This window comes from Methylorubrum sp. SL192, from assembly GCF_026672325.1.
GTDB lineage: Bacteria > Pseudomonadota > Alphaproteobacteria > Rhizobiales > Beijerinckiaceae > Methylobacterium > Methylobacterium extorquens.
The window spans coordinates 2,382,300-2,405,324 of the sequence record NZ_JAPPQV010000003.1 but is presented as its reverse complement, the minus strand read 5'-3'; the positions used below and the strand labels follow the sequence as shown (position 1 = coordinate 2,405,324).

The following is a 23,025-nucleotide window of genomic DNA, read 5'->3' as shown; positions in this document are numbered from 1 at the left end:
TTCTGTTTTGGCCGGGCGCCCACCATTCCGTGGTCGTTCCGGCTTGTCCTTTTTCCCTTGGAGCTTGGCCCTTCCCTTCCGGGTTATCGGCCAAGCCGCAGCGGGGTTATCCCGTCCGCAGCGGCACCATGAGCGAGCGTGGCCTTACGGGCAACAGAGATGACTGTCTTGGAGCTGACACAAAGCTGCTTCGCTGCACTCTGTTGCAGCATCGCAACTTAATCCCCGTCCGCTAGCAAAAGTTTTCCACGAATCGAGGCATCGTAGAAGGCCCGTCGAGGGATGGTCAGCCGCTTTGTGCTTCGCGCTGCATCTCCAGCGTCAACCAGCGCTCCTCGGCCGCGGCCAGTTCGGCTTCGGCCGCACCGAGCATGGCGGTCGCCTTCTGAAAGCGGCCGGGATCGCGGCTATACAAGCCGGGATCGGACAGAACCTCGCGCAGTTTGGCGATTCCCGTTTCCAACTCGGCCATGCGGACGGGCAGGGTCTTCAGCTCGTGCTGCTCCTTGAAGCCGAGCTTGTTGCGCGTCGGAGCAGCCTCCGCCCGCGTCGCCTTCTCCCGCGGCTCGGCCCGTTCGCGGGCCGGCTTCTCCCGCCCGTCGCTGCGGGCCTCCACGCCGCGCCCGCGCTGGGACAGCATGTCGGAATAGCCGCCGGCATACTCGACCCAGCGCCCCTCCCCCTCGCTGACCAGCACGGTCCCGGCCACCCGATCGAGGAAGTCGCGGTCGTGGCTCACCAGAATCAGAGTACCGGCATAGTCGCCGAGCATCTCCTGGAGGAGGTCCAGGGTTTCGAGGTCGAGGTCGTTGGTGGGCTCGTCGAGCACGAGGAGGTTGGAGGGCTGGGCGAGCGCTCGGGCGATCAGCAGCCGATTGCGCTCGCCACCCGAGAGTACGCTCACGGGCGTGCGCGCCTGTTCGGGCGCGAACAGGAAGTCCTTGAGGTAGCCGATGACGTGGCGGCTGCGCCCGCCCACCGTGACGCTGTCGCCGCTTCCGCCGGTCAGCACCTCCGTGACGGTCGCGCTCCCCTCCAGCACGGCACGGGCCTGATCGAGATGGACCATGTTGAGGCTGGTGCCGAGGCGCATTTCGCCCGAATCGGGCGCGAGCGCGCCAGTCAGCAGGTTAATCAGCGTGGTCTTGCCCGCCCCGTTCGGGCCGACGATGCCGAGCCGGTCGCCGCGCAGGACGCGCAGGGACAGGTCGTGGACGATCCGGCGCTCGCCGTAGGATTTCGAGACGTGCCTGGCTTCGGCGATGAGCGTGCCGGAGGCTTCGCCCTCGCTCGCCGTCAGCACCGCCTGCCCCACCGGGCGGCGGTGGTCGCGGCTCTGCTTGCGCAGGGTCTGCAGGTCGGAGAGGCGCCGCACGTTGCGCTTGCGCCGGGCGGTCACGCCGTAGCGCAGCCAGTGTTCCTCGTCGGCGATCTTGCGGTCGAGCTTGTGCTTGTCGCGTTCCTCCTCCTCGAAGAACGCGTCGCGCCACGCTTCGAAGCTCGAGAAGCCCTGCTCGATCCGGCGGGTCACGCCGCGGTCGAGCCAGATGGTGGAGCGCGACAGGGCCGAAAGAAAGCGGCGGTCGTGGCTGATGATGACGAGGGCCGAGCGCGTGCGCTTCAGCTCGGATTCCAGCCACTCGATCGCCGGGAGGTCGAGATGGTTGGTGGGCTCATCGAGCAGCAGGATGTCGGGCTCGGGCGCGAGTGCCTGGGCGAGCGCGGTCCGGCGCGCCTCGCCGCCCGACAGGCGCTGGGGGTTCTCCGTGCCGTCGAGGCCGAGACTCTCCAAGAGATAACGGGCGCGGTGCGCGTCGTCGCCCGGCGCGAGGCCGGATTCCGCGAAGGCCAGCGTCGTCTCGAAGCCGGAAAAGTCCGGCTCCTGCGCGAGGTAGCGGATGGTGGTGCCGGGCTGCACGAAGCGCACGGCGCGATCCGGCTCGACCAAGCCTGCGGCGATGCGCATCAGGGTCGACTTGCCCGAGCCGTTGCGGCCGACGAGGCAGGCGCGCTCGCCGGGCGCGATCGTCAGCTCGGCGCGTTCGATCAGCGGGGTTCCGCCGAAGGTGAGCGCAACGTCTTGAAGGGTGAGAAGCGGGGGAGCGGCCATGCCGGGCTTATGGCAGCAGCCGCACGCCGGAACAACGCAAGCGGGCGGCGCCTTCACGGCGATCGCCGGAAAGCGATAGCCCTGATTGTTTGCCGGCCCCGGTCGTCGGCACGCGCCTCCGCCGATTCAGGCTTTCCCGTCGCGCGGAGCCGGCGCTGCTTCGGGTGACGCGTTCAGGCGGTCGGGTTGGCCGGGCCGGTTGGGATCGAATCCGGGAGGCCGGGGCTCTCGACGGGAATCTCGGTTGGCGTGGTGCTGGGAGCCTCGGCGGGCGTTCCGCCGGGGATTTCAGGGCCGGGACCGGGCTCGGGGATCTGGGGCGAGTCGGGCGTTTCCGGTCCAGGCGTCTCGGGGCCGGGCACGGGAGTCTCCGGGATCGATCCGGGATTGGCCATAGGGGTCGAAGCCTCGCTGGCGGCGGGCACCGTGCCGCCGTGTGACGCCAACGAGGCGTCGCCGGGCCGGTTCCCGTGGCCCGGTTCCCGCGACGTCCCGGCTCCGGCTACTTCTTGGTCAGGAGGAGCTTGTTGCCCTCCTTGCCGACGATCTTCTGGATCTTCTGGGCGAACATGGAGAGCAGCAGAGGCATGCGCACCTCGACGCGCACCACGTCCTGGCCAACATCGATCTGGCCGTCCACGGTCTGGGTCATGGCCGTCACCGAGTAGTCGAGCCGGTCGCCGGTCCAGGCCAGGGTGTTGATGGCGATGCCACTCTTGCCGAGCGCCTCGCGCACGCGAACGGTGCCCTCGTCGATGCGCCGCCGGGCCTCGTCGCGGCCGAGTTCATGCGGAATCTCGACCACCATCGGCTTCGCCATCTCGGCTCCTCATCCCTTTGCAGCCCGGATCGAAAAGCGTTCCGGGCCTGCGCGTCATCGATTGAGACGAAGATGGGAAGGGGGCGGTTCCCCGGCAACGCCGGATGGAACGGAGGCGGTGTTCGCCTCAGCGCACCACGTTGAGCGAAACGTAGCTGACGCCCGACATGCCGATGGCGCGGGCCGAGCCACGGGCCAGATCGATCACCCGGCCGCCGATGAACGGGCCGCGATCGTTGATGCGCACCACGACCGAGCGGCCGTTGGACTGGTTCGTGACGCGGACGCGGGTGCCGAAGGGCAGGCTACGGTGGGCGGCGGTGTAGCCGTTGGGGTTGAACCGCTCCCCATTGGCCGTCTTCTTGCCGCTTCCGTACCAGGAGGCCCGGCCACCCTGGGCCTGGGCGGGCAGCGCCGAGAGGGCGCCGATGACGGTGGCGAGGCAGACGGCAGCGGTCCGGATAGAAACCTTCATCGAGGATCGCATTCCCTTGTTTTTGCGACGTGTTGTGAGCGCCGCGGAAAATGAGCCCGATCCCGGCTAAAATAAGACCGGGATTTTGCGCCGCGGCATGAGCCCAGGATCAGACTATCGAGGGCGGTTTCGGGGTTTCGGGTCGCGGCAAGCATTGATTACTTGGCTCGACGCCTGCGCTCGGTCTCTCGATATCCACAAAACTTGTCGCGAAAGAATTCAACGTCGCTCCGCAAGCGGCAGGGAAAGCCTTGACAAAGCTTCGGGCGCGCTTGCCCGAGCGGCAGCGCAGCCTTGCATTTGATGCATGGCGAAACCCGGCAAAAACTGCCGCCCCATATCGAGACGCAACCGTACGGCGACGGCAAACGCGACCTTTACCGTGATCGGGCCATGGTCCGGTTGTCAGTCGCGTAACCGGTGTTTGCCATGGCTTCCCCGCGTACCGCGGTCGTCGGCGCCACCGCCCGGAATCAAGTCTCGCGTACCGGGCGGATCGCGTCGGCGCCGCGGATGGGTCTTGCACCCTCCGTTCAGCGTCTTCCCAGCACCTTACCCCTCGACGAAATCCTGATCGGCGACTGTATCGCCGCGATGGACCGTCTGCCGGCGGAAAGCGTCGATTGTGTCTTCGCCGACCCGCCCTACAACCTCCAGCTCGGCGAGGCGGGATTGACCCGTCCCGATCAGAGCGTGGTCGATGCCGTCGACGACGACTGGGACAAGTTCTCCAGCTTTTCCGCCTATGACGACTTCACCCGCGCCTGGTTGAAGGCCGCGCGCCGCGTGATGAAGCCGAACGCCACGCTGTGGGTGATCGGTTCGTATCACAACATCTTCCGGGTCGGCAGCGCGTTGCAGGATCTCGGTTACTGGATCCTCAACGACATCGTCTGGCGCAAAGCCAACCCGATGCCGAACTTCCGTGGCAAGCGCTTCACCAACGCGCATGAGACCCTGATCTGGGCCTCGCGCTCGCCGCAGGCGAAGTACACCTTCCATTACGATGCCCTGAAGGCCGGCAACGAAGACCTTCAGATGCGCTCGGATTGGTTCATCCCGCTCTGCACGGGCGAGGAGCGGCTGAAGGACGAGGCGGGCCGCAAGGTCCACCCGACCCAGAAGCCGGAAGCGCTCCTGGCCCGCACGCTGCTGGCGGCGACCAATCCCGGCGACGTGGTGCTCGACCCGTTCTTCGGCACCGGCACGACCGGCGCGGTGGCCAAGCGCCTTGGCCGCCACTTCATCGGCTGCGAGCGCGACCCGACTTACGCCACCGCGGCGCGGGCTCGGATCGACAGCATCGAGACGCTGTCGGCCGCCTCGCTGGCGCTCGCGACGCCGAAGCGGGCCGAGCCACGCATCCCGTTCCTGAGCGTGGTCGAGGCGGGCCATGTCCGCCCCGGCGAGACGCTGACCGACGAGCGCCGCCGCTTCCGGGCGACGGTGCGGCCGGACGGCCAGCTCAGCGTCGGGCCGGCGATGGGCTCGATCCACAAGGTCGGCGCCCTGGTGCAGGGCCTGCCCGCCTGCAACGGCTGGACTTTCTGGCACGCCGAGCGCGGCGGAAAACTCGTCTGCATCGACGATTTTCGGACTGAGATGCGGGGCCAAGCCGGGGCGTAGCGCTCGTCGCGGTTACGAAAGGACAAGTCCTTTCGCGGGTGCAGGGCAGAGCCCTGCATCTTTCCCTATCGTGTCCGAATCGGCTTGGGCGCCTTCTTCACGATCCGCGCCAAATCCGAGGGCCGCGACGAGGCGAGCTTCGGGATCGGCCCGCGCCGCGGCGGCGGCTCGGGTTCCGGGATCGTGGCGAGATCGGGTTCGCGGACCGGAACCGGCTTCGGCGCCACCACGGGCACCGGGCCGGTGAGCGCGTGGGCGAGCACCTTCTTCATCGCACCGGGCAGCGGCTCGTTCTCCAGCGCGTCGCGGGGGGTGAAGCGCATGCCCTCCGGCGGCTTCGTGTCCGCCGCGACGCGGGCGAGAAACACCGTCAGTTCGAGCGGAAAATGGGTGAAGCCGTGCTTCACCACGCCGGGCAGGCGCTTCCAGCGGGCATCGAGCGGCGCGTCGAGCAGGCCCTTGGCCGGATCGTAATCGGGCAGCCAATCGCTCGTTGGCGGTTCGGCCATGGCGCCGAGCAGGCCTTCGGGAGGCCGCGTGCGTAGCAGGACCGCCTCGTCGCCGGCCCGCAGCGCGACGAAGGCCGCGCCCTTTCGCAAGATCCCCTTCTCCTTCTTCACTTTACGCGGAAACGTCTCCTGCAAACCGTCGGCGCGGGCGCGGCAGGGCAGCATCCACGGGCAGAGGGCGCAGGCCGGACGCTTCGGGGTGCACAGCGTCGCGCCGAGATCCATCAGCGCCTGCGCGAAATCGCCCGGCCGCCGGTCTGGCACCAGGGCCTGGGTGAACAGGCGGATCTGTGCACGGGCGGCGGGAAGCGGCGTCTCGATGGCGTGGAGACGGCTCATCACCCGCTCGACATTGCCATCGACCGCCGCCGCCGGCCGGTCGAAGGCGATCGCGGCGATGGCGCCGGCCGTGTAGGCGCCGATGCCGGGCAGCTTGCGCAGGCCGTCTTCGGTGTCGGGAAACCCGCCGGCGCTCGCGACCGATTTGGCGCAGGCATGCAGGTTGCGGGCGCGGGAGTAGTAGCCGAGCCCGGCCCAGGCCGCCATCACTGCCTCTTCCGGCGCGGCCGCGAGCGCCGCGACATTGGGAAACAGCGTCAGGAACTTTTCGAAGTAGGGTTTGACCGCCGTGACGGTGGTCTGCTGCAGCATCACTTCCGAGAGCCAGACCCGGTAAGGGTCGGGTGTCTCACCCGGCAGCGCCCGCCAAGGCAGTGCCCGGCGGTGGCGGTCGTACCAAGTGAGGAGGTCGGCGGCCAAGGCGGCAGGCATGGCCCGTCCATAGCGGGAGCGCGGCTGCGAAAACAGCGCCTTGCCGAAATGTGACGCGGCGGCGTCCTCGCTCCCTCGTGCGGCGCTCCCGACTCCCGTGCCGGCCGCAATTCGGGTAGGTTGTGAATGGGGCGCGTCCGTTATGCCGCCCTTGTGTTCCGGAGTGCCGATGGCGCGCGTCAAACCGCTGAGCGAACTGATCGAGGGCTGCATCGGCCCGGCCTTCGCCGCGCAGGGCTTCGCCTCCTCCGACATCCTCGCCGCGTGGCCGGACATCGTCGGCGCGCGGCTCTCCGAGGCCTGCCAGCCGGTCAAGCTCGAATGGCCGCGCCGGGCCCGCCGCGACGCGGAGGGCCGGCCGGAGCCCGGCACCCTGGTGGTGCGGGTGGAAGGCGCCTTTGCCCTCGAACTCCAGCATCTCGCGCCGATCGTGATCCAGCGCGTCAACGCGCATTACGGCTGGGCCTGCATCGGCAAGATCGTCATGCGCCAGGACCGCGTGCACCGGGCCACACGCCGCGTCCCGCAGAAAGCCCTCGACCCGGCCCGGCGCGGCGAGGTGGCGCTGGCGGTGGCGCGCATCGAGGAGGAGCGGCTGCGCGACGCCCTCGACCGGCTCGGCATCGCCGTGGTCGCACGGCGATAGCGACGCGGGCCGGAGCCTCGTGCGGGGCATCTGATCCAGGACGATGTTCAGCACTCGTGTTGTGGCATCGTCTTTTTTCCGAGAGCCGGCACCACCTTTCGGGCCGATGCTTTGGCGGCGCATCAACGCAAGGACGTGCGGGCGGCGGCGCGGCGTGATAAGCGGCTCGCGAAAGGCCGTGCGGCGACGCGTCCCCCGGCCGGACGGAGCCGTTCCGTCCTATCCTGCGCGGTATCGGGCCGAATGCGGCCCGCGAACGGAGCCCGCCCCTGCCATGATCACCCGGCGCGACGCCCTGAAACTGACCGGCCTTGCCCTCGGCACCGCCGCCCTGCTTCCCCGCCTGACCTTCGAGGCGCTGGCGCAATCGGCCGACACGGCCGCGCTGATGCAGCCCGGCCCCCTCGGCGATGTCTGGCTCGGGCCGGCGGACGCCAAGGTGACAATCATCGAATACGCTTCGATGACCTGCTCGCACTGCGCCCACTTCCACGCGACGACGTGGCCGGTGCTGAAGGAGCGCTACATCGACACCGGCAAGGTGCGCTTCACCCTGCGCGAGTTCCCGCTCGATCCGCTCGCCACCGCCGCCTTCATGCTGGCCCGCTGCGACGGCGAGGCGAAATACTACCCGATCACCGATCTGCTGTTCGACCAGCAGCAAAACTGGGCTTTCGTGCGCAAGCCGCAATCGCCCGTCGATGCCCTGGAGCAGCTCCTGCGTCAGGCCGGGTTCTCGAAGGAGAAGTTCGAGGCCTGCCTGAAGGACCAGAAGACCTACGCCGCCATCAACGCGGTCAAGACACGCGGCCTCGACACCCTCAAGGTCGAATCGACGCCGACCTTCTTCATCAACGGCGAGAAGCGCGCCGGCGCCCTCTCGATCGAGGAAATGGAGAAGATCATCAAGCCGATCCTGGGGGCCTGATCCGGCTTCCGAAAGCCGTGGAAAAATGAAGAATTATGTTGTTCCATCAACAACTTAATAGGCAGTTTGGCCGCCTTGACACTCAAGGTTGGCGAAACTATGGTGCGCCGCGCCGAGGGGGTGCAACCTTTCCCTCCGCTCCCGACGACATGTGGGGTCGCCCGTGAGTGGCGGCCCGGCAAATGATGGGAGCGGGCCGGAAAAGGCTCCCGCCGACGGCGATCTCTCCGCGAGGCTCAAGCGTCTCGAGACGCAGCTCGAAGGCAAGCGGCCCAGCGCCGGGCCCGACAAGCTTGCGCGCACCGGCACGTCCGGCGGGTCTGCCCCGCTCGGTCAGGCCATGCGGCTCTCGACCGAGTTCATCGCGGGCGTGATCGCCGGGGGAATCCTCGGCTACATCGTCGATCATCTCTTCGGCTCCAAGCCGTGGGGCATGATCGTGCTGCTGATGCTGGGCTTCGTGACGGGGATCTACAACGTCATGCGGGTCAGCGGCTTCAGCACCAAGAAAACTGAGAAAGATCGCCGGTAACGGTCTCCAAGACGCCTCAGGGGTCTTGAGACTCGCCCGGCATCGTGTAAGGGCGACGCGCGACAGACGGGAGCCGCAAAGGCTTCCTCGCGCGACACACAAAGGGGCGGAAGCGGGCACATGGCGGTCAGTATCGACCCGATCCACCAGTTCGAGCTGCAGCCGCTCGTCTCGCTGGGTCACATCGGCAACCAGCAGCTCGCGTTCACGCAATCGGCTCTGTACATGTTCGCCGCGGTGGGCATCATCGCGCTGCTGACCATCGTGGCGACCTCCGGGCGCTCCGTGGTTCCGGGCCGTCTCCAGGCGCTGGCCGAGACGCTCTACGAATTCATCGCCGACACGGTGCACCAAGCGACCGGCGAGGACGGCAAGCGCTTCCTGCCGCTCGTGTTCTCCCTGTTCATGTTCGTGCTCATCCTGAACCTGCTCGGGATGATCCCCTACGCCTTCGCGGTGACCAGCCACCTCATCGTCACCTTCGGCCTCGCGCTGGTCGTGATCCTGACCGTGGTGATCTACGGCGTGGCCAAGCACGGCACCCACTTCCTCGGCGTGTTCGTGCCGTCGGGCGTGCCGAAGCCGCTGCTGCTCATCATGGTGCCGATCGAGATCGTGTCGTTCCTGTCGCGGCCGATCAGCCTCTCGGTTCGTCTCTTCGCCAATATCCTGGCCGGCCACATCGCGCTGAAGATCTTCGCCTTCTTCGTGGTCCAGCTACTGGTTGCCGGTGCCTGGGGCGTGCTCTCGCCCCTGCCGCTCGCGCTTACCATCGCGCTGACGGCTCTCGAGTTCCTCGTCGCGGCCCTTCAGGCTTACGTCTTCGCGACGCTGACGGCGGTCTATCTCGCCGACGCCCTCCACCCCGGCCACTGATCCGTCCCGGCCGGACCCTTCCGCCCTCAACGAACCCCGTTCGAACTTCAGGAGTGTTTCATGGATCCCGTCGCTGCGAAGTACATCGGCGCCGGTCTCGCCTGCCTCGGCATGGCGGGCGCCAGCATCGGCCTCGGCAACCTGTTCGGCCAGTTCTACGCGGGCGCCCTGCGCAACCCGTCGGCCGCCGATAGCCAGCGCACCAACCTCCTCCTGGGCTTCGCGCTCACCGAGGCGCTCGGCATCTTCTCGCTGCTCGTCGCGCTGCTGCTCCTCTTCGCCGTCTGACGCGTCGTTCTTCGGGGGGGCGCGGGCCGGCTAGAGAGCCCGCCCCGCGCTCCCCCGCTCGTTGAGAGTGCCTCGCGAAACCTCCTCTGCGCGGTCGTCCGTCCTTCGTCACGAAGGCGCAGCGGCGGTTTCGTGAGAGACACCGATCCGGCCGCTCCGTCCGCGGAGCCGGCCTTCCGACGTCACCGGACAGGGCCATGGCCGAGCAGAAGAATCCCCTCACGACTCCCTCCCCGAACGCGGACACGACGATCGTCCCGGCGGGAAGCCCGCACACCCATACCGAGCAGCCCTCCGGCGGCCATGGCGGTGCCTTTCCGCCCTTCGAGAGCCACACCTTCCTCTCGCAGTTGATCTGGCTCGCGCTGGCCTTCGGCCTGCTCTACTACCTGATGTCCAAGGTTGCGCTGCCGCGCATCGAGGCGATCCTCGGCAACCGCGCCGGCCGGCTCTCGTCCGATCTGACCGAGGCGCAGCGCATGAAGACCGAGGCCGACGCCGCCGGCGCCGCCTACGAGAAGTCTCTGCGCGAGGCCCAGGCGAAGGCGCAGGCCATCGCCCAGGAGACCCGCAACAGCCTCTCGGCCGAGGCCGACGCCAAGCGCAAGACGCTCGAAGCCGAGCTGAACCAGCGGCTCGCCGTCTCCGAGGCGACCATCCGCACGCGCACGACGGAAGCCATGGGCAATGTCCGCGCGATTGCGGGCGAGACCGCCTCGGCGATCGTCGAGCGACTGACCGGCCAGGCCCCCGACCAAGCGAGCCTGAACCGCGCCCTCGACGCGACGCCCGCCGTACACTGATCCGAGGGCCGGCCCGTTGCCGGCCCCTCCCATCCGACCCCGCCCCGGCCCGCCGGGCGGAGGGCCGATCAAGGGTTTGAGACCGACATGTTGTTGACCGCGGAATTCTGGGTCGCCGTCGCCTTCGTGGCGTTCCTGGTCATCGTCTGGCGGGTCGGCGGCTTCTCGATGATGACCAACGGGCTCGACAGCCGCGCCAAGCGCGTGCGCAACGAGCTCGACGAGGCCCGCCGCCTGCGTGAAGAAGCCGCGGCCGTGCTCGCCGACTACAAGCGCCGCCGCACCGAGGCCGAGCGTGAAGCCGAGGCCATCATCGCCGGTGCCCGCGAGGATGCCGAGCGCATCGCCGCCGAGGGCCATGCCCGCCTCAACGATTTCGTTGCGCGCCGCACCAAGAGCGCCGAGGCCAAGATTGCCCAGGCCGAGGCGCAGGCCTCCGCCCAGGTTCGGGCCGCGGCGGCTGACGCGGCCGTGAAGGTCTCCGAGACCCTGCTGCGTGAGCGCCTCCAGGGCGCGGCGGCGCAGGATCTCCTTCGTGCCAGCCTCGGCGACGTGAAGAGCCGCCTTCAGGCCTGAGCCTGACGCTTCCGATCGCACGGGCCCTTGCCGGGTTTTGGTAAGGGCACGGCGCAAATCGGCAAGCGGCAGCGATCGGAGCCGCTACGGTTCGCGGGCGTGTTCGCGGGCCGGCCTGTTACCGACTTGATCGGTCCTGCGACACCCGGCCCTGCCGGGTGTTTTCGCGTGTGGGGCTAGCCGAATGCGCTGCGGTGCCGCAGAACGGGGCTGATCCCGTTAAAAATTTTGAAGACAGGCGAAAAATCACCTGTGCTTGGCCTGTGATGCCGCGGCGTGTACGAATAGTGCCTGAAAAACACCCCCGTGAACGCCGACGGGAGAGCGGGTGGGTTTGCCCGTAAACAACGAAAAGAGGCTACGCTCATGAGCGCCGGAACTGCGACCGACACCACCGACCTCGACTCCTTCTTCTCGGCTCATCTTGCCGAGACCGATCCCGAGATCGCCAAGGCCATCTCGCAGGAGCTGGGCCGGCAGCAGCACGAAATCGAGCTGATCGCGTCCGAGAACATCGTCTCGCGCGCCGTGCTCGAAGCGCAGGGCTCGGTCCTGACCAACAAGTACGCCGAGGGCTATCCGGGCCGGCGCTACTACGGCGGCTGCCAGTTCGTGGACATCGCCGAGGAGCTCGCCATCGACCGGGCCAAGCGCCTGTTCGGCTGCGGCTTCGCCAACGTGCAGCCGAATTCCGGCTCGCAGGCGAACCAGGGCGTGTTCATGGCCCTGATGCAGCCCGGCGACACCTTCCTCGGCCTCGACCTCGCGGCCGGCGGCCATCTCACCCACGGCGCCCCCCCGAACGTTTCGGGCAAGTGGTTCAAGCCGGTCTCCTACACCGTGCGCCGCGAGGACCAGCGCATCGACATGGAGCAGGTCGAGCGCCTCGCCCAGGAGCACAAGCCGAAAGTGATCATCGCCGGCGGCTCGGGTTACCCGCGTCACTGGGACTTCGCGAAGTTCCGTGAGATCGCCGATTCCGTCGGCGCCTACTTCTTCGTCGACATGGCCCACTTCGCCGGCCTCGTCGCCGCGGGCCTGCACCCGTCGCCGTTCCCGCACGCGCACGTCGCCACCACGACGACGCACAAGACCCTGCGCGGCCCGCGCGGCGGCATGATCCTGACGAACGACGAGGCGCTGGCCAAGAAGTTCAACTCGGCGATCTTCCCCGGCCTCCAGGGCGGCCCGCTGATGCACGTCATCGCCGCCAAGGCGGTGGCCTTCGGCGAGGCGCTGAAGCCCGAGTTCAAGATCTACGCCAAGCAGGTGATCGACAACGCCCGCGCGCTGGCCGACACCATCATCTCCGGCGGCTACGACATCACCTCGGGCGGCACCGACAACCACCTGATGCTGGTCGACCTTCAGAAAAAGGGCCTGACCGGCAAGGCGGCCGAGGCGGCGCTCTCCCGGGCCGACATCACCTGCAACAAGAACGGCGTGCCGTTCGACCCGCAGAAGCCGACGATCACCTCCGGCATCCGTCTCGGCACCCCGGCCAGCACCACCCGCGGCTTCGGCGTCGCCGAGTTCAAGCAGGTCGGCTCGCTGATCGTTCAGGTGCTCGATGGCATCGCCGAGAAGGGCGATGGCGGTGACGCGGCGGTCGAGGCGGCGGTGAAGGAGAAGGTCCACGCCCTCACCGATCGGTTCCCGATCTACGCCTGAGCCTGACAAAAACACCTCCGGCCCGTGACGCGGGCCGGTGCGGCCGCGGATCTCCCGATCCGCGGCCGCTGTCGTTTCAGGGTCGCCTCAAAGTTAATCCACGTAAGGTTTGTCGTTCCGGGGAGTGTACACGTCGCTGCATCCTTGAAATGATGGGGTCGAGCCCTCCTTCGCCTGAAGGTTGCGCGGCACCGCTCGGGAGGGCGACCCTGCATCTCTCGCTTCACACGGATTACGGCCTGCGTCTGCTCATGCACCTGACGCTGGCCGAGCGGGGCGTCTGGGTCGCGACCCCGGCCGTCGCGCAACGCTTCGACATCTCGGTGCACCACCTCCAGAAGATCGCCCAGACGCTGGTCCGGGCCGGTGTCGTCGAGGCCAGGCAGGGCCGCTCCGGCGGCGTGCGTCTCGCACGGGACGCCCGCGAGATCCGGCTCGGACGGCTCGTCGCCGATCTGGAGGGAGTCGGCACCGTTGTCGATTGCCGGCGCGACCCCTGCCCGCTCCTGGGCCGCTGCCGCCTCAAATGGGCCTTCGACGCGGCGGAGCAGGCGTTCTTCCTCGAACTCGACCGCCTCACCCTCGCCGACGTGGTGGCCGGGCCGACGGCAGCCGCACTCCGCGCCCTCTTCCGCGCCGAGCCGGGAGACGGGGGGGCGACGCCCGCCGCGCCCGTTCCGACCGATCCGACTCCTAGCAATTGAGCGGCTTCTGGCAATTGAGCGGCGGGTGGGGCAGAGAGGGGCGGCTTTTGAGAGCGTCTGGGATGAGGTGGTGAGCGCGCGATGCGGTGTCCGTTCTGCGGAGGTCCCGACACCCAGGTGAAGGATTCACGGCCGAGCGAGGATTCCTCGGCGATCCGTCGCCGCCGCGTCTGCCCGGATTGCGGCGGACGCTTCACGACCTTCGAGCGGGTGCAATTGCGCGAACTCGTCGTGCTCAAGCGCTCGGGCAAGCGCGTGCCGTTCGACCGCGACAAGCTCCAGCGCTCGATCGATGTGGCGCTGCGCAAGCGCACGGTCGATCCCGAGCGGGTGGAGCGCCTCGTCAGCGGCATCACCCGGCGCCTGGAGAGCGGCGGCGAGGGCGAGGTCACTAGCGAGGCCATCGGCGAGGCGGTGATGGAGGGCCTGAAGGGGCTCGACGACGTCGCCTATGTCCGCTTCGCCTCGGTCTACAAGAATTTTCGCGAGGCACAGGACTTCCAGGATCTGCTCGGCACCCTCGGTGAGCGGTTGGAGGGCGAAGGCGACCTGCCCGAAGACGGGGAGGCTGCGCCCGCCCCTCCCGACGAGGTGGTTGCCGCCCCGCGCCGCGGCCGTCCGGCCCGGAAGCGGGCGTGACGGGGCGAGCCGTGGACCTGTCCGAGCAGCAAGCCCTCGACCGGCGCGCCATGCGCCTCGCCCTCGCGCTGGGGCGGCGCAATCTCGGCCGAACCTGGCCAAATCCGAGCGTCGGCGCCGTCGTCGTGGCCGAGGGCCGCATTGTCGGGCAGGCGGTCACGGCGGTCGGCGGTCGCCCGCATGCGGAGCCGCTGGCGCTCGCCATGGCCGGCGAGGCCGCGCGCGGGGCCACCCTCTACGTCACCCTCGAGCCCTGCTCGCATCACGGCCGCACGCCGCCCTGCACCGACGCGACGATCGCCGCCGGGATCGCCCGCGTGGTCACCGCGATCGAAGATCCCGATCCGCGGGTGGCCGGGCGCGGCCATGCAGGTTTGCGCGCCGCCGGGATCACGGTGGAAACCGGCCTGCTGCGCGAAGTGGCCGCCCGCGATCATCGCGGCCATTTCTCCCGCGTGACGCGCGGACGCCCGAGCCTGCATCTCAAGCTCGCCCGGACCCGCGACGGCTTCGCCGCGCCCTCGACCGGCGAGCGCCTGAAGATTACTGGTCCGGTCGCGGACGGCGCGGTGCATCTGTGGCGGGCGCATGCCGACGCGATCATGGTCGGCATCGGGACGGCTCGCGCCGACGACCCTTCGCTAACGGTCCGGCTTCCGGGGCTCGCTGAGCGCTCGCCGCTGCGGATCGTGCTCGACTCGACGTTGCGCCTCAACCCCGCCAGCCACCTCGTGCGCGGGGCCCGCGACCTGCCGACCCTGGTTCTGACCGGGCGCGGCGCCCCGGCCCATGCCCGGCGGATGCTCGCCTCCTTCGGCGTCGAGATCGCCTTCGTTCCGACCGACGCGGGGGGCCGCATAGACTTACCCGCCGCGCTGAAAGCGCTGGCGGAGCGCGGCCTGACCCGGATCTGCAGCGAGGGCGGACCGGCGCTTGCCGACGCGCTCGCGGCGCACGATCTCATCGATGCCTGCACGCTCATCACCGGCTCCGTCATGCTGGGCGAGGCCGGCGGCTTGCCGGCGCTCGGGGCCAACCTCGCCCGCCGTCTCGCCGACGGCTCCCTGAGCATGGTCGAGACCCGCGATTACGGCCCCGACACGGCGGTCACCTACGAGAGGATCTGACATGTTCACCGGACTCGTCAGCGATGTCGGCCGCGTCGTCTCGGTGGAGGGCTCGGAGCGCCTGCGCCGGATCGTGATCGAGAGCGCCTACGATCCCGCCGGCATCGCGCTCGGCGCCTCGATCGCCTGCTCCGGCCCGTGCCTCACCGCCGTCGCGGTCGAGCCGCACGGGGCGGGTTGCCGCTTTTCGGTCGATGCCGCCGCTGAGACGCTCGCCCGCACCACCGTGGGCGCGTGGCGCGAGGGCACGCGGCTCAACCTGGAACGCTCGCTCAAGCTCGGCGACGAACTCGGCGGCCATCTCGTCACCGGCCATGTCGACGGCGTCGCCGAGATCCTCGCCCGCGAGACGATGACCGGCGAGGACAACCCCTGGGGCGCGAGCGAGCGCTTCACCCTACGGGCGCCAGCGGCGCTCGCCGGCTTCATCGCCGAGAAGGGCTCGATCTGCCTCGACGGCACCTCGCTCACCGTCAACGCGGTCTCGGGCCACGATTTCTCGGTGCTGCTGATCCCGCACAGCCTCTCCGTCACGACCTGGGAGGAGCGCCGTGAGGGGGATCGGATCAATCTGGAGGTCGATCTGCTCGCCCGCTACGCCGCGCGCCTCGCCGAGACGCGCGGGTTGTTGCCGGCGTGAGGACCGGTCCGGCTTACTTGCCGTCGTAGGAGGCGGCGAGACTGTTCATGATCTGGTTCGTCTCGGCGTCGTACTTCTTGTCACCCTCCGGCGAGGCCCAGTAGCTCACCAGCAGATGGCGCTGGCTCTCGGCTTTCGGCACGACCGAGAGGTAGCGCAGCACCGTCGGCTTGCCCTCGTAGGTCGCCGGATATTCGGTGACCTTGAGGGCGTAGGTCGGGAAATCGACCTCCTTCGACTGGCCCTCGCCGGTCACCTTGACCCCTTGTTCCTTGAAGTAGGCGTTGTGCTCGCCGAGCAGGGTGTCGAACTGGGTGGGCTTGTAGCTCTCGAACCAGAGATAGATTTCCTCGTCCGCGGTCCGCGCCTGGACGCCACGGTCGATCGTGGTCACCTTCCACGCAGCCGGGATCTCGACGGAAATCGGTCGATCTCCGGTGACGACCGTAACCTTCTTGGCAAGGGCGGCGCTGCCGGCCAGCAGAAAGAAGGCGAGTGCCGCGCCGGCCAAGAATTTCGGCGATCCGATCGTCATGAATATCCCCTATCGGCCCGCCTCGTTGTGAACGAGCCGGCGCTAGACTTGCCGGCGGTCCCGTTTTTCGGCAATGCACGACCGTCCCAAATCGACAGAAACCTTTTCGCCGAGACCGAGTGACCCGGGAATCGTGTCGATGGGGCCTCCGCATTGAGTGCCTGCAGGATGCCTCTCCGGCTCGACAAGTTTTCGTGAGAAGGCCACCGGATCATTTGTGAGGAAGACTTAACTCTTCCCATCGAATGCTCCGCGTCGATTCGGAGTCGTTTCGTGAAAGGGCGGTAGCCACCATGACGGTTACAGGACGCCGCGACCGGGTGCTGGCGGCACTGACGGCGCTGAGCGGTGCCCTCCTCCTCGCCGTCCTTCTGGGACGGGGCGCGCTGCGCGATGCCGGCTTCAACTCGCACGGGGCGCTGGCCGACGCGTTCCTGCACGGCCGGCTCTGGGTCGAGCGCTGCCCCGAGATCGATTGCGCCGTGTTCGAGGGGCGCACCTACATCATCTTCCCGCCGCTGCCGGCACTGCTGCTGACGCCGTTCGTCGCCCTGTTCGGCTTTCCCGGCTTCAAGGGCCTCGTGCTTCTCGGCCTGGGCCTGTCGGCCCTGAGCCTGCTCGCCTGGAGCCGCATCTTCCGCGCGCTGGAGGTCGAGCGCGGGCAGGCGTTGTGGCTGCTCGCCGCGCTCGCCTTCGCCAGCCCGCTCTATCAGGTCACTCTGCGCTCCGACGGCGTCTGGTTCTTCTCCCAGACCGTCGGCTTCCTGATGATGACGTTGAGCCTGTGGGCGGTGATCTGTCGGAGTTCGCTGCCGCTCGCCGGATTGTTCGTCGGCCTTGCCTTCCTGTGCCGGCAGATGGCGATCTTCTATCCGCTGTTCCTGCTGGTTCTGGCCCTACCCCGCGGGCGCCCGCTGCTGGCGAATCCGGCCTCGGTGGCGAAATCCGCGATGCTGGCGGGCCTGTTCGTCGCGGCCGCCATCGCCGTCTACTGCGCCTACAACGCCGCGCGCTTCGGAAGCCCGTTCGAGACCGGCTACGCCTTCATCCACAATCCCGGACAGGACAGCTTCATCTGGCGGCGCATCACCGAGGGCGGCCTGTTCTCGCGCGACTACCTGCTGTTCAACACGCTCTACCTGTTCCTGCAGGGGATCCATTTCGAGTTCGGTGGCCCCCGGCTGACGGAGCTCGTGGGCTTCGACAAGGCCGGCACGGCGCTCCTCGTGGCGAGCCCATGGCTGCTGCTGGCCTTCTACGCACGGCTCGACCGGGTCTTCGCCGCCGGGGCCGCGACCATCGCGGTCATCGCCGGGATCACCCTGTTCTACCACTCGAACGGCGCCGAGCAGATCGCGACCCAGCGCTACGCCCTCGACTGGCTGCCGATTCTGATCGTGCTGATGGTGCGTGGGGAACGCCCGCCGGCTTTCGCCGCCCTACCAATCCTCGTCACCTGGGGGGTCGTCGCCAACCTCGCCGTGGTGACGCTGCTGGCCCTCTACCGGCTCTGAGGCTGAGGCCGCAGAGTTGCGCCGAAGGTGAGAAGCCGGTGGCCGAGGTAGTTCGCCACGGCGCCGACGGCGATGCCGACGCCGTGGCCGAGGGCTTGCGCCACGGCCGGCCTTAGATCCGGCAGCAGGCCGGTCAGGCCGTCGATCATCAGCGTGCTAACCGCGAGGACCACCGCCGCGCCGACGGCGTTGACCACGAGGAACAGGGCGAGCTGCCCGGAGAGCGACCCATGCGAGGCCGCCCGGAACACGAAGGCGCGGTAGAGCCAGAAGCCGGCGGCCATGCCGATGCCATAGGCCACGATCAGGGCCGCCTCGAACGGCAGCACCAACGAGAGCAGGATCCGCGCGAGCCAGTTGATCGCCGCCGCCGAGCCCCCGGCGATCAGGAAGCGGACGACCTCGCTTCGCATCACAGCCCGAACCCTTGTGGCAGGAGACTGGGCGGCAGGCCGAATGCCGCCACCGCGAAGGCGAGGCCGGCCACACCCGCGAGCACGAGGCTCGGGCGGTCCCTGACCGCGAAGGCGACCGGGTCGTCGTGGAGCGCGTCGCGGCCGGCCAGCAGCCAGACCCGGCCCATGAACAGGACGAGGATCAGCGGGAAGCTCCACAGGGCCAGCGGCGCGGCGAGCGCCGCGTGGCGGAACGCCTCGTTGGCGAGATACAGGATGAAGATGACGACGCTGGCGAGTCCCGAGGCGATGCCGAAGGCGAGCACCACCGGCTCGTCCGCCGGCTCGTAGCCGCGCCCGGCGATGGTGCCGGCCTGGCCGCGCCGCGCGGCCCCGCGCAGCTCCGTGTGGCGCTTGGCGAAGGACAGCGAAGTGAACAGGAACATCGAGAAGGTCAGGAGCCAGGGCGACCACGCCACCGCGACCGCCGCGACGCCGACCGCGATGCGCAGCGAGAACAGGCTCCCGAGCGTCAGCGCGTCGAGCATCGGCACTCGCTTCAGCCACGCGGAGTAGGTCAGCGTCAGGGCGAGATAGGCGAGCACGCCGGTGAGCACCGCCGCCCCGGCCCAGGCCGCAACCGCCAGCCCGCCCGCGAGGCCGAGCACGATTGCCGCCAGACCGGTGGCGATGGGAAGTTGGCCGCTCGCCAGGGGGCGCTCGCGCTTCGACCAGTGCGCCCGATCGTGGGAGAGGTCGAGCAGGTCGTTCAGGAGGTAGCTCGCCGAGGCGACGAGTCCGAGCGCGAGAAAGGCCAGACCGGCGCTCCCCCAGGCTTGCGCGTCCCCTGCCCGGCCGCCGAGGACGAGCGGCACGAAGACCAGGGCATTCTTGGCCCATTGGTGCAGGCGCAGGGCCTTGAGCAATGCGTGCGAACGCGAGGCGGCAGGAAATTCCTCGACCGGCTTGTCGAGCCGCCGGGCCGCGCGGAGCACGGAACCGGAGGCTCCGACGACGATCACCCGCCGGGCCGCGGCCCAGACCGGAAGGTCGGCCGCGGCATCGCCCGCGTAATCGAAGCCCTGCGGATAGAGCGCCCGGAGCTGCGCGGCCTTGGCCTCCCCTTTGAGGTTGCGCACCCCGTCGCTCGCCACCACCCGGTCGAAGACGGGAAAACGCCGCAGGGCGCGCAGGGCCATCAGCTCGTCGGCGGCGGTGGCGAGCACGATCTCCTGGCCCGCCGCCCTTTGCGCCTCGATATGGGCGAGCAAAGCCGCGTTGGCCGGCAGAGTCGCGACGTCGAGCACAGCACCTTCCGCGATGCGGCGCTTGAAGAAGGCCCGCCCCCGCGGCAGCCACAGCAGCATCACCAGCAGCATCAGCGGGTTGCGCCGCAGCAGCGCGATGATCCCTTCCAGAAGGAGATCCGTGCGCAGCAGCGTGCCGTCGAGGTCGATCACCAGCGGCACCGGCCGCAACGCCGAGGCCGCGTCCTCGATCAGGATGGGGGCCGTCTCCGCCCTTCGCGCATGCGCCGTCGCCATGCTGGATAACCCCCGTTTCCAGTGCGGGATCGATGGTCGAAGGCCCGCAAACTTGCGTTCGACAGTCTATCGCCGGGACAGACTTCGGTCCGGTTAATAAGGGGCACCGCAGGTTGTGACGGCGGTACTTCCGCCTGATTTGATTGATCAAACCTTCTCGGGCCAACCGAAAGGCGAAGCTTCTCCGGGCCGGAACATGCGCCCCGGTCGCGCACCCGCCGCGCCCCGTGCCGCTTGTGGAGCCCGCGGCACTTGGGCTAACCCTCCGGCCCGCCCCGAACATTCGTGAACTCGCCCCGGAACGACAGTCGCATGGTCTCCCAACGCCGGGACGCGGACGCGCCCAAGGACAGCCCCAAAAGCATCCTCGAAAGCCTCGCCGGCACCCGCGTGCTCGTGGTCGAGGCGCGCTACTACGACGACATCGCCGACGAATTGCTGGCCGGTGCCCGCGCGGCCATCGAAGCGGTCGGCGCCGAGGCGCGGGTCTTCACGGTGCCGGGTGCCCTCGAGATCCCCGCCGCCATCGCGATCCTGATGGATGCCGGTCGCAAGGCCGGCGGCCCCTACGATGCGGCGGTGGCGCTCGGCTGCGTCATCCGCGGCGAGACCGGCCATTACGACATCGTCGCCGGCGAGAGCGCCCGCGCGCTGATGGACCTTTCCGTGGCCGAGCACCTGCCGCTCGGCAACGGCATTCTCACCGTGGAGACCATGGAGCAGGCGCTCGCTCGCGCCCGGGTCTCCGACATGAACAAGGGCGGCGGTGCAGCGGAGGCGGCCCTGAGCCTCCTCGCCATCAAGCGCGCCGCCAACCTGGAACCCGCCCGATGACAGACCCCGCCGCGACACCGGCCCAACCGAAGCCGAACGCCCGCACCGGTGCCCGCCTCGCCGTGGTGCAGGCGCTCTACGAGATGGAGATCTCGGACAAGGGCGTGATCGAGGCGCTCGCCGAGTTCGAGGCCTTCTGGATCGGTCAGGAGGTCGATGGCGTCGTCCACCCGCCGGCCGAGATCGCGTTCTTCCGCGACGTGCTCCGCGGTGCCGTGGAGGAACAGCGCGCCATCGACCCGAAGCTCGATACGGCGCTGGCGAAGGGCTGGCCGCTGCGCCGGCTGGAAGCGGTGCTGCGCGCCATCCTGCGGGCAGGCGCCTATGAGCTGATGTTCCGCCGCGACGTGCCGGCCCGCGCCGCGATCTCGCAATATGTCGAGGTCGCCTACAGCTTCTATGGCGGCGACGAGCCGGGCATGGTCAACGCCGTGCTCGACCGGGTCGGCCGCGAGGTGCGCTCCACCGAGTTCGGCATCCCGGCCGCTCCCGGCCCGGCGAAGAAGGGCTGACCGGAATGGCGCGCGCGGGCGAGGAGGCGCTGATCGCGCGCTACTTCGCGCCGCTCAGCGGCCCCGGCGCCGAGGGCCTGCGCGATGACGCCGCGAGCCTGACGCCGACGCCCGGCCACGACCTCGTGGTGACCGCCGACGCCATCGTGGCCGGCGTTCACTACTTTCCCGACGACCCGCCCGGCTCCATCGCCAGCAAGGTGCTCGGCGTGAACCTGTCGGATCTCGCCGCCAAGGGCGCCACTCCGCGCGGCTTCCTCCTCACCCTCGCGCTGCCCGACGACTGGACCGAAGCGTGGCTCGCGGGTTTCGCCGAGGGTCTTGGCGAAGCGAGCCGCGCCCATGGCTGCCCGCTGCTGGGCGGTGACACCGTGCGCTCCGGCGGCCCGGCGCTCATCGGCGTAACCGCCTTCGGCGAGGTGCCGGCCGGCGCGATCCTGCGGCGGCAGGCGGCGCAAGCGGGCGACCGGCTCTGCGTCAGCGGCACCATCGGCGACGCGGCTCTGGGCCTCGCCCTGCGGCTCGCGCCCGATCCCGCGCTGGCGCCCGTCCACCGCGATGCGCTCCTCGATCGCTACCTTCACCCGCGCCCGCGGCTGGCGCTCGCCCCCGTGCTGCGGCGCCACGCCCGCGCGGCCATGGACGTCTCGGACGGACTGGTGGGCGATCTGACGAAGATGTTCACCGGCACCGGCCTGACCGCCCGGATCGAGGTTCCGGCGGTGCCGCTCTCCCCGGCGGCGCAGGCGGCCATCTCCGGCGACGCCAGCCGGCTCGATACGGCTCTCACCGGCGGGGACGATTACGAGATCCTCTGCGCGGTGCCGCCCGGTTCCGTAGGCGCGTTCCTGGCCGAGGCCCGGGCCGCCGGGGTGCCCGTTGCCGAGATCGGTAGCGTGGAAGCCGGCGACGCACCGCCTCGCTTTCACGACGCGCACGGGCGCGCGATGGACTTCGCCCGCGCCTCGTTCAGCCACTTCTGAAGCGTCCTCTCCGCTTGGCGGCCTGAAGCCTGATCGCGGCCCAAAAAACGCCCGATCACGGCGTCGCAGCGGGCGTTGCGTGAGGGACACCACGGCCACCGATGGCAAGCCGGTTCAGGCCTCGATCCCGGTCTGGCGCCAGCTCAGAGCCCAGACCCGCTCCTGCAAAGCCTCGTCCCGGCTGCGGGCGGACGAGGCGGTCTCGCGGCTCTTGGCGAAGTAGCGCCCGCTCACGCCGTCGAGTTCGGGCGCGGTGGCGACATGGAGCGAGGTCCTGGCGCCGGCCTCGGTCGAGATCAGGAACGGGCGGATCAGGCTCCAGGCGAAGCCGAGCCCGCCCCTTGTGTTCTTGGCGAAGTCGCTCGCCACGACGCCCGGATGCACCGCGTTGACGGTGATGCCGCTTCCGGCCAGCCGCCGGGCGAGCGCATAGGTGAACAGCACGTTGCCGAGCTTGGCCTGGGCATAGGCCTTCATCGCCGCGTAGCGGCGCTCGCCGCCGAGATCGTCGAAGTCGATGCGCCCGCGGGTATGGGCGGCGGAGGCGAGGTTGACGATGCGGGCGCGGGGCGCGGCTTCGAGCGGGCGACGCAGCTCGTGCGTCAGCAGCACGTAGGCGAGATGGTCGAGGGCCCAGGTCCGCTCGATTCCGTCGGCCGTGACGTGGCGCTCCGAGAAGATCGCGCCGGCATTGTTCACGAGGAGGTCGAGGGCCGGGTAGTGCGCCCTCACCTCGTCCGCGAGCCGGCGGATCTCGGCTTGGCTCGACAGGTCGGCGAGAAAGACGTCCGCCGCGCCGCCGGTCTCCCGGCGCAGATGCGCGGCGGCGCGTTCCGTGCGCTCGCGGTCGCGCCCGACGAGGCCGACCCGCGCCCCGAGGCGGGCGAGCCCGAGGGCCGTCTCGGCGCCGATCCCGGAGGAGGCGCCGGTGACGAGGGCGGTGCGACCGTCAAGGCGCACGGTTGGA

The 23,025-nt window shown here is 69.2% G+C and carries 26 protein-coding genes; 17 read left to right on the top strand and 9 right to left on the bottom strand.

Features of this window, described 5'->3' with window-relative positions:
- Positions 1 to 286: 286 nt before the first annotated feature.
- The 4 genes from OVA30_RS12130 to OVA30_RS12115 all read right to left on the bottom strand — a co-directional run bounded on the left by OVA30_RS12130 (position 287) and on the right by OVA30_RS12115 (position 3,405).
- A complete protein-coding gene (locus OVA30_RS12130; protein ID WP_268175566.1) occupies positions 287 to 2,110 on the bottom strand; it encodes an ABC-F family ATP-binding cassette domain-containing protein in 1,824 nt (607 codons plus the stop codon).
- Positions 2,111 to 2,283: 173 nt separating this feature from the next.
- Entirely contained in the window at positions 2,284 to 2,505 is a 222-nt protein-coding gene (locus OVA30_RS12125; RefSeq protein ID WP_003601109.1) for a hypothetical protein, read from the bottom strand.
- Positions 2,506 to 2,612: 107 nt separating this feature from the next.
- A complete protein-coding gene (locus OVA30_RS12120) occupies positions 2,613 to 2,930 on the bottom strand; it encodes a polyhydroxyalkanoic acid system family protein (protein ID WP_003601110.1) in 318 nt (105 codons plus the stop codon).
- A 127-nt stretch (positions 2,931 to 3,057) separates the two neighbouring features.
- The gene (locus OVA30_RS12115; RefSeq protein WP_003601112.1) at positions 3,058 to 3,405 is read right to left on the bottom strand and encodes a septal ring lytic transglycosylase RlpA family protein; all 348 of its coding nucleotides are present in this window, start codon (positions 3,403 to 3,405) and stop codon (positions 3,058 to 3,060) included.
- 429 nt (positions 3,406 to 3,834) lie between these two features.
- Between OVA30_RS12115 and OVA30_RS12110 the strand changes: the two genes are divergently transcribed.
- Complete coding sequence (locus tag OVA30_RS12110; RefSeq protein ID WP_012254469.1) at positions 3,835 to 5,031, top strand: site-specific DNA-methyltransferase; 1,197 nt, start codon at positions 3,835 to 3,837, stop codon at positions 5,029 to 5,031.
- Positions 5,032 to 5,096: 65 nt separating this feature from the next.
- Here OVA30_RS12110 and mutY read toward each other — a convergent pair whose 3' ends face one another.
- Positions 5,097 to 6,311 carry an A/G-specific adenine glycosylase gene (gene mutY / locus OVA30_RS12105; RefSeq protein ID WP_268175565.1) on the bottom strand — a complete coding sequence of 405 codons (1,215 nt, stop codon included), beginning with the start codon at positions 6,309 to 6,311 and terminating at the stop codon, positions 5,097 to 5,099.
- A gap of 169 nt (positions 6,312 to 6,480) precedes the next feature.
- On the opposite strand from mutY, the gene OVA30_RS12100 reads away from it, so the two are divergent.
- From OVA30_RS12100 to OVA30_RS12045, 12 genes are all read left to right on the top strand, one after another.
- Complete coding sequence (locus OVA30_RS12100) at positions 6,481 to 6,957, top strand: DUF721 domain-containing protein (protein WP_003601118.1); 477 nt, start codon at positions 6,481 to 6,483, stop codon at positions 6,955 to 6,957.
- Positions 6,958 to 7,231: 274 nt separating this feature from the next.
- Entirely contained in the window at positions 7,232 to 7,885 is a 654-nt protein-coding gene (locus OVA30_RS12095; protein ID WP_003601120.1) for a DsbA family protein, read from the top strand.
- Positions 7,886 to 8,048: 163 nt separating this feature from the next.
- Positions 8,049 to 8,417 (top strand): AtpZ/AtpI family protein, encoded by a 369-nt coding sequence (locus tag OVA30_RS12090; RefSeq protein WP_268175564.1) that lies wholly within the window; start codon positions 8,049 to 8,051, stop codon positions 8,415 to 8,417.
- Positions 8,418 to 8,537: 120 nt separating this feature from the next.
- Entirely contained in the window at positions 8,538 to 9,293 is a 756-nt protein-coding gene (locus OVA30_RS12085) for a F0F1 ATP synthase subunit A (RefSeq protein ID WP_003601124.1), read from the top strand.
- Positions 9,294 to 9,353: 60 nt separating this feature from the next.
- Complete coding sequence (locus OVA30_RS12080; RefSeq protein WP_003601125.1) at positions 9,354 to 9,581, top strand: F0F1 ATP synthase subunit C; 228 nt, start codon at positions 9,354 to 9,356, stop codon at positions 9,579 to 9,581.
- Positions 9,582 to 9,778: 197 nt separating this feature from the next.
- Positions 9,779 to 10,384: a F0F1 ATP synthase subunit B gene (locus OVA30_RS12075; protein ID WP_003601126.1), complete on the top strand. Its 606-nt coding sequence runs from the start codon at positions 9,779 to 9,781 to the stop codon at positions 10,382 to 10,384.
- A gap of 90 nt (positions 10,385 to 10,474) precedes the next feature.
- Positions 10,475 to 10,960 (top strand): F0F1 ATP synthase subunit B family protein, encoded by a 486-nt coding sequence (locus OVA30_RS12070; protein ID WP_173390183.1) that lies wholly within the window; start codon positions 10,475 to 10,477, stop codon positions 10,958 to 10,960.
- Positions 10,961 to 11,326: 366 nt separating this feature from the next.
- Entirely contained in the window at positions 11,327 to 12,631 is a 1,305-nt protein-coding gene (gene glyA, locus OVA30_RS12065) for a serine hydroxymethyltransferase (RefSeq protein WP_003601128.1), read from the top strand.
- 152 nt (positions 12,632 to 12,783) lie between these two features.
- A complete protein-coding gene (locus tag OVA30_RS12060; protein WP_182568102.1) occupies positions 12,784 to 13,335 on the top strand; it encodes an RrF2 family transcriptional regulator in 552 nt (183 codons plus the stop codon).
- 81 nt (positions 13,336 to 13,416) lie between these two features.
- Complete coding sequence (nrdR, locus tag OVA30_RS12055; protein ID WP_012254463.1) at positions 13,417 to 13,974, top strand: transcriptional regulator NrdR; 558 nt, start codon at positions 13,417 to 13,419, stop codon at positions 13,972 to 13,974.
- Between the two features lie 50 nt (positions 13,975 to 14,024).
- Positions 14,025 to 15,101, top strand: a complete 1,077-nt coding sequence (gene ribD / locus OVA30_RS12050; RefSeq protein ID WP_268177488.1) for a bifunctional diaminohydroxyphosphoribosylaminopyrimidine deaminase/5-amino-6-(5-phosphoribosylamino)uracil reductase RibD — start codon at positions 14,025 to 14,027, stop codon at positions 15,099 to 15,101.
- Between the two features lies 1 nt (position 15,102).
- Complete coding sequence (locus tag OVA30_RS12045) at positions 15,103 to 15,741, top strand: riboflavin synthase (RefSeq protein WP_268175563.1); 639 nt, start codon at positions 15,103 to 15,105, stop codon at positions 15,739 to 15,741.
- 13 nt (positions 15,742 to 15,754) lie between these two features.
- Here the strand turns inward: OVA30_RS12045 and OVA30_RS12040 are convergent, their stop codons facing one another.
- Positions 15,755 to 16,276 (bottom strand): hypothetical protein, encoded by a 522-nt coding sequence (locus OVA30_RS12040; protein WP_268175562.1) that lies wholly within the window; start codon positions 16,274 to 16,276, stop codon positions 15,755 to 15,757.
- Positions 16,277 to 16,569: 293 nt separating this feature from the next.
- Between OVA30_RS12040 and OVA30_RS12035 the strand changes: the two genes are divergently transcribed.
- Positions 16,570 to 17,790 carry a hypothetical protein gene (locus OVA30_RS12035; RefSeq protein ID WP_268175561.1) on the top strand — a complete coding sequence of 407 codons (1,221 nt, stop codon included), beginning with the start codon at positions 16,570 to 16,572 and terminating at the stop codon, positions 17,788 to 17,790.
- Here OVA30_RS12035 and OVA30_RS12030 read toward each other — a convergent pair.
- Together OVA30_RS12030 and OVA30_RS12025 are read right to left on the bottom strand one after the other, a co-directional pair.
- Positions 17,778 to 18,203 (bottom strand): GtrA family protein, encoded by a 426-nt coding sequence (locus OVA30_RS12030; RefSeq protein ID WP_082291117.1) that lies wholly within the window; start codon positions 18,201 to 18,203, stop codon positions 17,778 to 17,780. The genes OVA30_RS12035 and OVA30_RS12030 overlap by 13 nt on opposite strands.
- Positions 18,203 to 19,729 (bottom strand): UbiA family prenyltransferase, encoded by a 1,527-nt coding sequence (locus OVA30_RS12025; protein ID WP_268175560.1) that lies wholly within the window; start codon positions 19,727 to 19,729, stop codon positions 18,203 to 18,205. Before OVA30_RS12025 ends, OVA30_RS12030 begins: the two co-directional genes overlap by 1 nt.
- A 312-nt stretch (positions 19,730 to 20,041) precedes the next feature.
- Between OVA30_RS12025 and ribH the strand changes: the two genes are divergently transcribed.
- The 3 genes from ribH to thiL are packed head-to-tail and all read left to right on the top strand — an operon-like array spanning position 20,042 to position 22,058.
- Positions 20,042 to 20,563, top strand: coding sequence for a 6,7-dimethyl-8-ribityllumazine synthase (gene ribH, locus OVA30_RS12020; protein WP_003605626.1), 522 nt, complete (start codon positions 20,042 to 20,044; stop codon positions 20,561 to 20,563).
- Positions 20,560 to 21,075 carry a transcription antitermination factor NusB gene (gene nusB / locus OVA30_RS12015; protein WP_003605627.1) on the top strand — a complete coding sequence of 172 codons (516 nt, stop codon included), beginning with the start codon at positions 20,560 to 20,562 and terminating at the stop codon, positions 21,073 to 21,075. Before ribH ends, nusB begins: the two co-directional genes overlap by 4 nt.
- Positions 21,076 to 21,080: 5 nt before the next feature.
- Positions 21,081 to 22,058: a thiamine-phosphate kinase gene (thiL, locus tag OVA30_RS12010; RefSeq protein WP_268175559.1), complete on the top strand. Its 978-nt coding sequence runs from the start codon at positions 21,081 to 21,083 to the stop codon at positions 22,056 to 22,058.
- A gap of 114 nt (positions 22,059 to 22,172) precedes the next feature.
- Here thiL and OVA30_RS12005 read toward each other — a convergent pair whose 3' ends face one another.
- A complete protein-coding gene (locus tag OVA30_RS12005) occupies positions 22,173 to 23,018 on the bottom strand; it encodes an SDR family oxidoreductase (protein ID WP_268175558.1) in 846 nt (281 codons plus the stop codon).
- Positions 23,019 to 23,025 lie beyond the last annotated feature (7 nt).

Excerpts from the sequence above, each read along its gene's own strand:
- OVA30_RS12030 (WP_082291117.1), bottom strand. The coding sequence starts at position 18,203 with ATGCGAAGCGAGGTCGTCCGCTTCCTGATCGCCGGGGGCTCGGCGGCG.
- OVA30_RS12130 (WP_268175566.1), bottom strand. The coding sequence starts at position 2,110 with ATGGCCGCTCCCCCGCTTCTCACCCTTCAAGACGTTGCGCTCACCTTC.
- nusB (WP_003605627.1), top strand. The coding sequence starts at position 20,560 with ATGACAGACCCCGCCGCGACACCGGCCCAACCGAAGCCGAACGCCCGC.
- mutY (WP_268175565.1), bottom strand. The coding sequence starts at position 6,311 with ATGCCTGCCGCCTTGGCCGCCGACCTCCTCACTTGGTACGACCGCCAC.
- OVA30_RS12040 (WP_268175562.1), bottom strand. The coding sequence starts at position 16,276 with ATGACGATCGGATCGCCGAAATTCTTGGCCGGCGCGGCACTCGCCTTC.
- OVA30_RS12060 (WP_182568102.1), top strand. The coding sequence starts at position 12,784 with ATGGGGTCGAGCCCTCCTTCGCCTGAAGGTTGCGCGGCACCGCTCGGG.
- OVA30_RS12125 (WP_003601109.1), bottom strand. The coding sequence starts at position 2,505 with ATGGCCAATCCCGGATCGATCCCGGAGACTCCCGTGCCCGGCCCCGAG.
- ribH (WP_003605626.1), top strand. The coding sequence starts at position 20,042 with ATGGTCTCCCAACGCCGGGACGCGGACGCGCCCAAGGACAGCCCCAAA.
- OVA30_RS12100 (WP_003601118.1), top strand. The coding sequence starts at position 6,481 with ATGGCGCGCGTCAAACCGCTGAGCGAACTGATCGAGGGCTGCATCGGC.
- OVA30_RS12120 (WP_003601110.1), bottom strand. The coding sequence starts at position 2,930 with ATGGCGAAGCCGATGGTGGTCGAGATTCCGCATGAACTCGGCCGCGAC.
- nrdR (WP_012254463.1), top strand. The coding sequence starts at position 13,417 with ATGCGGTGTCCGTTCTGCGGAGGTCCCGACACCCAGGTGAAGGATTCA.
- ribD (WP_268177488.1), top strand. The coding sequence starts at position 14,025 with ATGCGCCTCGCCCTCGCGCTGGGGCGGCGCAATCTCGGCCGAACCTGG.
- OVA30_RS12080 (WP_003601125.1), top strand. The coding sequence starts at position 9,354 with ATGGATCCCGTCGCTGCGAAGTACATCGGCGCCGGTCTCGCCTGCCTC.
- OVA30_RS12075 (WP_003601126.1), top strand. The coding sequence starts at position 9,779 with ATGGCCGAGCAGAAGAATCCCCTCACGACTCCCTCCCCGAACGCGGAC.
- glyA (WP_003601128.1), top strand. The coding sequence starts at position 11,327 with ATGAGCGCCGGAACTGCGACCGACACCACCGACCTCGACTCCTTCTTC.
- OVA30_RS12110 (WP_012254469.1), top strand. The coding sequence starts at position 3,835 with ATGGCTTCCCCGCGTACCGCGGTCGTCGGCGCCACCGCCCGGAATCAA.
- OVA30_RS12115 (WP_003601112.1), bottom strand. The coding sequence starts at position 3,405 with ATGAAGGTTTCTATCCGGACCGCTGCCGTCTGCCTCGCCACCGTCATC.
- OVA30_RS12045 (WP_268175563.1), top strand. The coding sequence starts at position 15,103 with ATGTTCACCGGACTCGTCAGCGATGTCGGCCGCGTCGTCTCGGTGGAG.
- OVA30_RS12095 (WP_003601120.1), top strand. The coding sequence starts at position 7,232 with ATGATCACCCGGCGCGACGCCCTGAAACTGACCGGCCTTGCCCTCGGC.
- OVA30_RS12025 (WP_268175560.1), bottom strand. The coding sequence starts at position 19,729 with ATGGCGACGGCGCATGCGCGAAGGGCGGAGACGGCCCCCATCCTGATC.
- OVA30_RS12085 (WP_003601124.1), top strand. The coding sequence starts at position 8,538 with ATGGCGGTCAGTATCGACCCGATCCACCAGTTCGAGCTGCAGCCGCTC.
- thiL (WP_268175559.1), top strand. The coding sequence starts at position 21,081 with ATGGCGCGCGCGGGCGAGGAGGCGCTGATCGCGCGCTACTTCGCGCCG.
- OVA30_RS12035 (WP_268175561.1), top strand. The coding sequence starts at position 16,570 with ATGACGGTTACAGGACGCCGCGACCGGGTGCTGGCGGCACTGACGGCG.